This window comes from Klebsiella sp. EMBS2024, assembly GCF_036233805.1.
GTDB lineage: Bacteria > Pseudomonadota > Gammaproteobacteria > Enterobacterales > Enterobacteriaceae > Klebsiella > Klebsiella pneumoniae.
In genome coordinates this window covers 2207534-2217660 of record NZ_JAZARW010000001.1, presented here as the reverse complement: position 1 = coordinate 2217660, position 10127 = coordinate 2207534, and the positions used below count along the sequence as shown (strand labels likewise).

Annotated in this window: 10 protein-coding genes and 1 pseudogene; 2 read left to right on the top strand and 9 right to left on the bottom strand. The window is 59.8% G+C overall.

Going from position 1 to position 10127, the window contains the following annotated elements; genetic code table 11:
* From VZP09_RS10190 to VZP09_RS10155, 8 genes and pseudogenes are all read right to left on the bottom strand, one after another.
* Positions 1 to 87 (bottom strand): annotated as a pseudogene (locus tag VZP09_RS10190) (hypothetical protein); the annotation flags it as partial.
* 365 nt (positions 88 to 452) lie between these two features.
* Complete coding sequence (locus tag VZP09_RS10185; protein WP_071443955.1) at positions 453 to 1424, bottom strand: ABC transporter ATP-binding protein; 972 nt, start codon at positions 1422 to 1424, stop codon at positions 453 to 455.
* The gene (locus VZP09_RS10180; RefSeq protein WP_004151192.1) at positions 1421 to 2401 is read right to left on the bottom strand and encodes an ABC transporter ATP-binding protein; all 981 of its coding nucleotides are present in this window, start codon (positions 2399 to 2401) and stop codon (positions 1421 to 1423) included. The genes VZP09_RS10185 and VZP09_RS10180 overlap by 4 nt, the downstream gene beginning before the upstream one ends.
* Positions 2398 to 3348, bottom strand: coding sequence for an oligopeptide ABC transporter permease (gene opp4C / locus VZP09_RS10175; RefSeq protein WP_004189669.1), 951 nt, complete (start codon positions 3346 to 3348; stop codon positions 2398 to 2400). The genes VZP09_RS10180 and opp4C overlap by 4 nt, the downstream gene beginning before the upstream one ends.
* Entirely contained in the window at positions 3345 to 4304 is a 960-nt protein-coding gene (locus tag VZP09_RS10170) for an ABC transporter permease (RefSeq protein ID WP_004175825.1), read from the bottom strand. The genes opp4C and VZP09_RS10170 overlap by 4 nt, the downstream gene beginning before the upstream one ends.
* Positions 4305 to 4347: 43 nt before the next feature.
* Positions 4348 to 6051, bottom strand: a complete 1704-nt coding sequence (locus tag VZP09_RS10165; protein ID WP_020804628.1) for an ABC transporter substrate-binding protein — start codon at positions 6049 to 6051, stop codon at positions 4348 to 4350.
* Between the two features lie 344 nt (positions 6052 to 6395).
* Positions 6396 to 7079, bottom strand: a complete 684-nt coding sequence (locus VZP09_RS10160) for a CatA-like O-acetyltransferase, family 1 (protein WP_009486400.1) — start codon at positions 7077 to 7079, stop codon at positions 6396 to 6398.
* Between the two features lie 31 nt (positions 7080 to 7110).
* Positions 7111 to 7494, bottom strand: a complete 384-nt coding sequence (locus tag VZP09_RS10155; protein WP_328795098.1) for a VOC family protein — start codon at positions 7492 to 7494, stop codon at positions 7111 to 7113.
* Between the two features lie 90 nt (positions 7495 to 7584).
* Here VZP09_RS10155 and VZP09_RS10150 point away from each other — a divergent pair, with 90 nt between their 5' ends.
* On the top strand, positions 7585 to 8355 hold the full coding sequence (locus tag VZP09_RS10150) for a DeoR/GlpR family DNA-binding transcription regulator (RefSeq protein WP_004180180.1): 771 nt from the start codon (positions 7585 to 7587) through the stop codon (positions 8353 to 8355).
* Positions 8356 to 8359: 4 nt separating this feature from the next.
* Here the strand turns inward: VZP09_RS10150 and VZP09_RS10145 are convergent, their stop codons facing one another.
* The gene (locus tag VZP09_RS10145) at positions 8360 to 8989 is read right to left on the bottom strand and encodes a LysE family translocator (protein ID WP_002907812.1); all 630 of its coding nucleotides are present in this window, start codon (positions 8987 to 8989) and stop codon (positions 8360 to 8362) included.
* A gap of 249 nt (positions 8990 to 9238) precedes the next feature.
* Between VZP09_RS10145 and VZP09_RS10140 the strand changes: the two genes are divergently transcribed.
* Positions 9239 to 9874, top strand: a complete 636-nt coding sequence (locus tag VZP09_RS10140) for a carbonic anhydrase (protein ID WP_002907811.1) — start codon at positions 9239 to 9241, stop codon at positions 9872 to 9874.
* Positions 9875 to 10127: the final 253 nt, after the last annotated feature.

The window sequence follows — 10127 nt, the reverse complement described above, 5'->3', positions numbered from 1 at the left end:
ACCCGGGTTGGCATACGCTGGCGCGGCCATGACGGCAAGGGAAATAACCGCCGCCAGTGCTGTTTTGAGAGTGCGACGCTTAAGCATGATGTTGATACCTTAACAGGGGGTACACGCTTAAAAAATAAGATAAAGCTATACCCCAGGCAATCTCATGTTGTCTTATTTTTTTGCCCTTATTTAATTAGCGGCGGGAAAAGGGTAGCGGGACGCGGACGAGCAATTCCATTGCTGCGTTTTGACAGACGGGCGACCGCGCCCCGCTAAATATCTTGCCGGGAGGATCGCTCCCGGGCGTGGAGAAAAAATGCCCGAAGCCATTGGGCAAAAGAGTACAAAGATGTTCCGCTTCATTTATCGCGCGTCTCACAAGACGGGGCGGATAGTAAATCCTGGCGCTGCCGCGCACAATCGGTCGGTTGTTTAGAAATAAATAACCCCATCGACCGCGCTCAGGATGCGACCCAATGGCAGGCGACCCGATGGCCCGGGGCCACCTCGCGCAGCGCCGGAGACTCTCTGCGGCAACGTTCGCTGGCCAGCGGGCAGCGGGATGAAAAGCGGCAGCCGGCGGGGGGATTGGCCGGATCCGGGATCTCGCCTTGCACCAGCGCCTGCGGTTCGCTGTGCGGGTCGAGGGTCGGCACCGCAGCCATCAGGGCGCGGGTGTAGGGATGGAGGGGGCGGCTGAACAGCGCATCGCGGCAGGCGCTTTCCACCAGTTGCCCGAGATACATCACCGCCACATCGTCACATAAATGCTCCACCACTCCGAGGTCGTGGGAGATAAACAGAAACGTGACGCCGCGGTTGTCGCGCAGGTCGGAAAACAAATTGATGATCTGCGCCTGAATCGACACATCAAGGGCCGAGATGGGTTCATCGGCGACGATAAAATCCGGGTTGAGGATCAGCGCCCGGGCAATACCGATCCGCTGACGCTGGCCGCCGGAAAACTGATGCGGGAAGCGGGCATAGTGTTCCGGCTCCAGGCCGCAGATCTTCATCACGTCGATCACCCGGTCATATAGCTCATTGCGGGCGCACAGTTTGTGCTCCAGCATGGCTTCGCCAATCGCGTCGCCAATACGCAGCCGCGGGTTCAGCGAGCTATAGGGGTCCTGAAACACCAGCTGCATCCTGGGCCGGATAGCGCGCAGGGCAGGCGCGGTCAGGTCGGCCAGCTCCTGACCGTGAAATTTCACGCTGCCGGCGCTCTTCTCGTACAGGCCAAGCAGGGTCCGGCCGACGGTGGTTTTACCGCTGCCGGACTCGCCCACCAGGCCAAAAATGGTGCCCGGACGGATATTAAAGCTGACGCCGTCCACCGCGCGAAGCTCGCCGGTCTGCTGACCAAACAGGCCGTCGCGCAGCGGAAAATATTTTTTCAATCCATCCACTTCAATGACATAGCGTTCGCTCATGCTGTCACCTCCGCAAATTCGCTATAAAAGCAGGCAGCACGTTGGCGGTCGCCTAGCAGCGGCGGAATCGCCTCCCGGCAGCGCGCCGTCGCCCGCTCGCAGCGCCCGGCAAAGGCGCAGCCCGCCGGCAGGGCGGCCAGATCCGGCACCTGGCCGGGAATTGAGTACAGCCGCCGACGCCGCTCACCGGGCACCGGTCGGGAGGCGATCAGCCCCCGCGTGTAGGGATGCTGTGGATGCCGTAGCACTTCCGCGGTGGCGCCTTGTTCCACAATTCGTCCGGCATACATCACCACCACCTGCTCGGCCATCTGCGCGATCACCCCCAGGTCGTGGGTAATCAGCATCATCGCCATCTGGCTGGCCCGGGCCCGATCCCGCAGCAGGCGTAGGATCTGCGCCTGCACGGTCACGTCGAGCGCGGTGGTGGGTTCGTCGGCGATCAGCAGTTTGGGCCGACAGCTCAGCGCCATGGCGATCATCACCCGCTGCAGCATGCCGCCGGAAAGCTGGTGAGGATAGCGGGTCATCAGGCTGTCCCCGCGCGCCAGGCCGACCTCGCTTAACAGCTGGATGGCCTGATGCCAGGCGGCTTTCGGCGTGGCGCCGAGGTGGCGGATCGGCGGTTCGCACAGCTGCTCCCCGATGGTCAACACCGGGTTGAGGGCCGACATCGGTTCCTGAAAAATCATTGCCAGCTGGTGGCCGCGCAGATCGGCCATCTGTCTGGCTTTCAGCCGCAGCAGATCGCGGTCCGCGAAGCGGATCTCGCCGCCGTCGATGCGCGCCGTCTGCGGCGGCAGGAGGCCCATCAGCGCCATGGCGGTGACGCTTTTGCCGCAGCCGGATTCACCCACCACGCCAACGGTTTGCCCGGCCTGAATGGTGAAAGAGACCTCCTGCACCGCGCGCACGCGAGAGCGTTCGCCGGCGAAAGAGACGGAAAGATGATTAAAGGAGACTAACGGCGTGGTCATTTCAGCCTCGGTTTCATGTTGGGATCCATGGCATCGCGCAGGCCATCGCCCAGCACGTTGATGGCGATCACGGTGATAAAGATGGCGATGCCCGGCGGCATCCACAGCCAGGGGCGGCGCTGGAAATCGATCAGACTGTTAGCGGCATCCATCATGTTGCCCCACGACGGCGTCGGCGGCACCACGCCGAGGCCGAGATAGCTCAGCGCGGATTCACTGAGAATGGCGTTGGCGACGGCCATGGTCGCCATCACCACCAGAATCGGAATGGTATTCGGCAGCAGGTGGCCAAACAGCCGGCGACGCGCCGACAGGCCCAGCACCTGGGTGGCCAGCATAAAATCGCGTTCGCGCAGGGAGAGACATTGTCCGCGCACCAGCCGCGCCAGTCGGGGCCACTCCAGCAGGCTGAGCATCACCACCACCATATAAATGCGCGAGTCCGGCGAAAAATCGAGCTCAGAAAGCATCGCCCCGGCGACAATTAACAGCGGTAACCCGGGGATAGTCATCACCAGGTCGGCCACGCGCATGATCAGTTTGTCGGTTAACCCGCCGACGTAACCCGAGAGGGCGCCGAGCAGGTAGCCGAGGCACACCGACATCACCATGGTCAGCAGGCCGATAATCAGCGAGATGCGCCCGGCCAGCAGCAGGCGGGTGTAGACATCGCGACCGAGGAAATCGGTCCCCAGCCAGTGTTCCGCCCCGGGCGGCTGGTTGATGCTCAGGGCGTCGGTGGCATCATCACTCCACGGCGACCAGACGGGCCCCAGCACGCACCACACCGCCATCACCGCCAGCAGGATCAAGCAGAACATGGCCAGCCGGTTACGGCGCAGCTGTCGCCACCCCTGGCGCCAGGGAGAGGGGGTAATGTGCGCCAGCGCCGGGATAGCCGCCTGCCGCTGGCGGCGACGGGAAGCTAAGTAAGACAGGATCATCATGACCTCACCCGAATACGCGGATCGGCCCAGGCGTACAGCACGTCGGCGAGCAGATTCCCGACGATCGTCAGCACCGCCAGAAACAGGGTAAACCCCATCAGTACCGGATAGTCGCGGGCGGCCAGCGAGTCGATATGAATGTGGCCCGCCCCCGGCCAGTTGAATACCTTTTCGGTAATGATCGCCCCGGAGAACAGCCCCGGCAGCTCGAAGCCCAGCAGGGTGATAATCGGCAGCAGGGCGTTGCGCAGGGCATGTTTGAGGATCACCGTGCGCTCCTGCAACCCCTTGGCACGGGCGGTACGGATAAAATCCATTTTCACCACGTCGAGCATACTGGCGCGCACATAGCGCGTCAGGCTGCCCGCCTGCAGCATCACCAGCGCCAGCACCGGCAGCGCCAGATGGGCAGCCACCTGCAGCACATACTGCCAGCCGCTCTCGTCGCTGCCGGTATTGGTCATCCCGCCTACCGGCAGCCAGTGGAGATCGACGGCGAACCATTTAATCAGCAGCAGGCAGAGGAAAAAGGTGGGGAACGACATGGCGGCAAACACCGCGACGCTCACCAGATGATCAAACCAGGAGCCGGGTCGCAGGGCAGAAACCACGCCGACCGCCAGGCCGATGCCCCAGTAAAAGACCAGCGCGACGCTGGCCAGCAGAAAAGAGTTCCAGATGTACTGGTTGAGCAACTGGCTGACCGGGATCTGATACTGCAGCGAAAAGCCTAAATCACCGCGCAGCAACTGTCCCAGCCAGTGGAGGTAGCGGGTCAATAGCGGCTGGTCGAGGCCGTAGATCGCCTTCAGCTCCGCGGCGCGGGCAGCGGTCAGGGTGATATTGCCATCGATAAAGTCGCCGGGGGTTTTGGCAAACAGCAAAAAAATAATGAAGGAGGCCAGCAGCAGCATCGGCAGCGTTTGCAGCAAGCGCCTCAGGATGAAATTTCTCATGACGGTCTCACATCAGCCGCCGGTTAACCCGGCGGCCAGGGATTTATTTGACGATTTTTACATCCGGCAGGCTGCCGGTCAGGCCGTTGTAGATATCCGGCTTAAAGCCGCTGACGCGGGCGCTGCTGGCGGAAAGGATCTCGCGATAGCCGAGCAGGATCACCGGCGGATCGTCGGCCAGCACTTTATACAGCTGGTGGTAGATCGGCTTGCGCTGTTCAATGTCGAGCACCGCGTTGCCGGCGTTAATCAGCTTATCGACTTCCGCGTTATGGTAGCCGGACTCTTTAGCTTCGCTGCTGTAGAAATCCCATACCCCGTCGTGCGGGTCGTTGAGGGTGCTGGTGCTGAACGAGGCCAAATCGTAATTTCCGGCTTTGCGCTGCGCCATCAGGGCGTTGAAATCCACCACCTGCGGCTTCAGCAGCACGCCAATCTGCCGCCAGTTCTCCTTGGCGATGGGGATCAGCGCATCGTTGAGCACCTTCTTGCTCACCAGCAGGGTCAGCTCCAGGCGCTGGCCGTCTTTGGCGCGGATACCGTCGGCGCCTGGTTTCCAGCCGGCCTCATCCAGCAGCTTTTTGGCCTGTGCCGGATCGTAAGGGTAAGGGTTGACGCCTTCAGCGTTAAAGGCCCAGGAGATCGGCGCGATCGGTTCGATGGCGACTTTGCCGTATCCCTGATAGACCACGTCGATCAGCTTCTGCCTATCCAGGCCGTAAATCAGCGCCTGGCGCACCCGCTTATCCTGTAGCGCCGGGCGATGCACGTTGAATTCCACCTGGCTGTAGTCGCTGGAGCCGTAAAGATTAATATTGGCGAAGCCGAGCATCTTCAGTTGCTCAATATCGTCGGGGCGCGAGGTAAAGGCGTCGTAGTCGGTCTCCCCGGTCTGGAACAGCTGGAAGTTGGTGGACGGATTGGTCACGCGATAGATAAAGCGCGGCGTTGGCGGCGTCCCACGGTAAAAATGGCTATTGGCATGGAAGCGTATTTCCTGACCGGGAATATATTTGTCGTACACGTAAGGGCCGTTGCCCAGCGGCTTGCCGTGCAGTGAGCGCAGATAGTCGAGATTCCCCCGCTGATACCCTTTGCCGTACCAGGCTTTCGACAGTACAGGCCCGCCAATTTTGGCCAGCGTGGTGGCGCCTGGCTGCGTGGTGGTCACCTGCAGGGTGAGCGGGTCGATGACCTTCAGGCCGCTGACGCTGTCAGCCTTGCCGGCTTTGTAGTCCGCCCCGCCGGCGATATTGGCCAGGGTGATGTCGGTATCGCCATCATAGCTGGGGTCGAGCAGGACCGTCAGGGTAAAGGCGACATCTTCCGCCGTCAGCGGTGAGCCGTCGCTAAAGGTGAGACCAGGGCGCAATTTGATGGTATAGACTTTGTTATCCGGGCTGACCGTCCAGCTCTCCGCCAGTCCCGGGACCAGCTTGCCCTGGCTGTCCCAGTCGATCAGGCGTGAAAAAATGACGTTAGTCACGTTCTCATCCCAGCCGTTGACGAAAAAGTAGGGGTTAAAGATCCCTTGCGGCTCGGAGATCCCGGCCACCACCGTGTCTGTGCGCAGTTTGGCGCTGGCCGGGATCTGGCTGGCGTCAGTGGCCGGGGTGATACCTTCTTTCAGGATCACTTCCGCATGGGCAACAGAAGAAAATGCTACCACGCCGCCGAGCAGGGCCACTTTTAGCGCCAGGGCGAAGCGGGTTTGTCTGGTTTTTAATCCTTGTTGTAATCTGGACAAAAGTGCTACCTCATCAAATGATTGCGTGGTTATTTACAATTCATGACGAAAGATAAGAGGCGCACTTCGCCCTGTCTAACACTGAAACGCTATGATTTATAACTAATTATCCTTAGCAAAGGATCGGCAATATAATCCCATTTTATGGCTATGAAGCAGTGGTTTCCGCTGTCTGATGATGGTTGGTCAGCATGCTGTCTGTGACCCAGTTTTTCAATCGCGAGGTTCTGAACAGGCGTCACACCTGCGCGGTATTCGCCGGCTGAAAGGGAACGATGATAGTGGCCCCGTACCGACCGCCGTGTAGGGAGTAAGGCTCCCTGGCGGTCAGCTCCGGGCAGACGTTAACGCTCCTTCGCCGCTGGGGGCAGCAGGGAGGGTGCGGTTTCGGTTAGCGGCAACCAGAGCCGCTCGGGGTCATTAAATCCCTCTTCGACAAGGGCATAAAAGCGGCTGGCGTGGAGACCATCGACGAAGGCATGGTTAAACCGCCCGGCCACCGGGATAACGCCATTCTGCAATTTTCCCCAGGTGAGCGCGGGGACCGCCGCGCCGACGGCATATTCCGCATGGGTCATCGAGGTGAAGTGGAGCCATGGCAGACAGCTAGCGCAGATAAAATGCTCGCCATCGACGATGAGCGGCGCCGGGTATGTCTCTCTTGCCGCGACAATCTTCGGCGTGGCCGCGGCGCTGAAGGCGGTGAACTCGGGGGCATTGTCGCACCACACCTGACGGAATCCCTCTCCGACGGTCATCACCGGCGTCATTACTGCCAGACTGTCATATTCAATCACCTCATCGTTCCGCACGCGCTGGCGTAGCTGCGGTACCCCGTTGGCCGCGCGCAGCAGGGCATAGAGCGCGAGCTGAAAAAACGAGACCCGACGGTCCTTCGCACATTCGTACAGGCGCTGCGCCGCTATCGGCACGCAGAGATTAAAGCTGGGGTTGGCGAATTGGCGGTAAAAAGTGAAATGGTCCCGGCGGGGCCAGGATGCGGTGTCGATAATCCGGTAATGTGCCATGGATGCCTCCTGAATACTGGCGTTCTGCTGACTATGCGACGATTTCGATCAGGTTGCCATCGGGATCGGCGATCACCGCCTCATAATAGCCGTCGCCGGTGGTGCGCGGCGGCGAAATCAGTATTCCGGCGGCCCCGGCGCGTTGGGCGATGGCATCGACCTGTTCCGCCCCGCCCACCGAGAGGGCCAGATGCGCCCAGCCGGTATGGTTATTATCCGCGCTGGCCTGCTGCAGGCCAGGCTTGGTCATCAGCTCTATCACCACCTCATCGTCGATAGTAACAAAATAGGNGGCAAAGCCGGGGTTGGTCTGGCTAAGGTATTTTTCATTGATGCTGGCGGCAAAGAAGTCCACCCAGAAGCGGGCCTGGACGTCGAGCTGTTGGGTCCACAGGGCGAAATGGGCAATTTTCATGGTAAACCTCCGGGCAGGAACGTTGACAACCAGAGCAGGGCAGACGATCATGCTTGCTACTGCTCGGTTTTGATCATTTAAGGAGTTTTNNTGCTCGATTATGCTGCTTTCCCTCAACAGCGACAAGCGCTGATTTGCCAGATCCTGCAGGAAAACGGCAGAGTGGTGTGCGCGGAGCTGGCGGCGCGTCTTCAGGTGTCGGAGCATACCATCCGCCGCGATCTGCATGAGCTCAGCCGCGAGGGATTCTGTAAAAAGGTGTATGGCGGGGCGGTGCTGAGTCTGCCGGAAGCGGGGGATTACAGTCAGCGGAAAGATAAAAACCGCGCGATAAAGCTCAGGATCGCGCAACAGTGTGCCCGGCTGGTGAAGCCCGGCGGCACTATTTTCATTGATACCGGGACCACCAATCTGGCGATGGCCGAGGCGCTGCCCACCGAGCTGGCGTTGACGGTGGTAACGAACTCGCCGGAGATCGCCGCGGTACTGGTGAAAAAACCGCTCTATGACGTGGTGATCCTTGGCGGCCAGGTACAGCGAGCGAGCGGCGGTTGCGTCGGCGCCGCGGCGGTGGCTCAGGTGCAGGGCATGTTATTCGACCAAGGGTTTATCGGCGGCTGCGCGATGGCGCCAGAGTCGGGCCTGACCGGCTTTGACTATGCCGACTGCGAGTTCAAGAAAGCGGTCATTAAACAGTGCAGCGAAATTATTGTTGGTCTGACTTCGGATAAAATTCCGGCCGCAGCGCGGTTTGTGGTGGCCGCCAGCAGCGATATCGATGTGCTGGTGGTGGAAGAGAATATCAGTCGCGAATATCGCGTTGCCTTTCAGCAGCACGATATTCGCATCTATACCGTGTAACCCGCTAGCGGGTGAGGGAGGTGGCGATAAGCCGCAGGCCCAGCGCCCCCAGCACCGTCGCGGTGGCGATGTCGATCCGCCGCTTCAGCCGCAGGTAGACGCGGCGCGGGCGGTCGGCAGACAGCACCAGCGCCACCAGCGAATACCAGCTGACGTCGATCAGAAAGCTCATCAGCGGCACGATGTAATAGAAGGCGGTGGGGATCTGCGCCGGCAGCAGGGCGGTAAAAATTGAGGCGAACACCAGCGCAGTTTTGGGATTGCTGAGCTGAGTATACAGCCCGTCGCGGAAGGTCTTCAGCAAAGAGCGGTTGCCGGCCATCCCGCTGGCGGAAAAGTCCATCGGCTGCGCCGACCCGCGAAAAATTTTATAGCCCAGCCACAGCAGATAGAGCCCGCCCGCCACCTTCAAACCAATAAACAGCTCCGGCACCGCGGTGAGCACCTTCTGCAGGCCCAGCATCGCCATAATGGAGAAAATGGCCGCACCGGCGCCGGTACCGAGGGCGGTAACCATACCGTGCAGACGCGAGCGAGCGACGGCATTGCGCGCGACAAAAATAAAGCTTGGGCCGGGACTGATCACGCCCATGATCAGCACCGCGGCAATGGCCATCAGGCTGGATAGGAACATAGCGACTCCTGTTATGTCCGCCGCAGGCAGGCGGTCGGTAACGTGTGGACGGTTGGAGCAGACAGAGTAGCAAACTGGTTCAGGAAAGCACGTCAAAAAGGTGTGTATTAGACGGGGAGAAGCAGGCGTTGGCGGCGCGCGTTTTCTGCGCAACTGTTTGAATAACGATTCCCATTCTTGTCATCGATGGTAAACTGAATAACTGTGATCTTTGTCATACCGTAATAACTACAGAGAAGAGACACTGCTATGCAACATATCATTGAGGGCTTCCTCAACTTCCAGAAAGAGATCTTCCCCCAGCGTAAAGAACTCTTCCGCAGCCTGGCCTCCAGCCAGAATCCCAAAGCGCTTTTCATCTCCTGTTCTGACAGCCGTCTGGTGCCGGAACTGGTTACCCAGCAGGAGCCGGGACAGCTCTTTGTCATTCGTAATGCCGGGAATATCGTGCCGTCTTTCGGGCCGGAGCCGGGCGGCGTTTCCGCGACCATCGAATATGCCGTGGTTGCGCTGGGCGTGACGGATATCGTGATCTGCGGCCATTCCAACTGCGGCGCGATGAAAGCGATCGCCACCTGTCAGTGCCTTGAGCCGATGCCGGCGGTGTCTCACTGGCTACGCTATGCCGATGCCGCGAAAGCGGTGGTGGAAAAGAAAACCTGGGCTAGCGAAACCGATAAGGTCAACGGCATGGTGCAGGAAAACGTCATCGCCCAACTGAATAACATCAAGACCCATCCTTCGGTGGCGGTTGGTCTGCGCGACCATACCCTGCGCCTGCATGGCTGGTTCTACGACATCGAAACCGGCGATATTCAGGCGCTGGATAAAAACACGAAATCCTTTGTTTCGCTGTCGGAAAATCCGGACGTCTTTTTCGAATAAAGTCTTTCCAGGGCACGGAGGCCCTGCAAACCCTCACCACGCCACGCAAATTTTGCCAAAATGGGCGCCGCTTTGCAGACAGCGGAAGGCCTCCGACTGATTCGCGGCGACAGACCACTCCGCTTTACGCCGACAAGCCGCAGATAATCCAGCCAATCGGGTATTTATTGTTATCAGGCTTTTTTTGTGCTGAGAGTCAGTATTGTCCGGGATCCGGCGAATGCCGCATGGACCTGCCGGGAAAGGTCAGGAA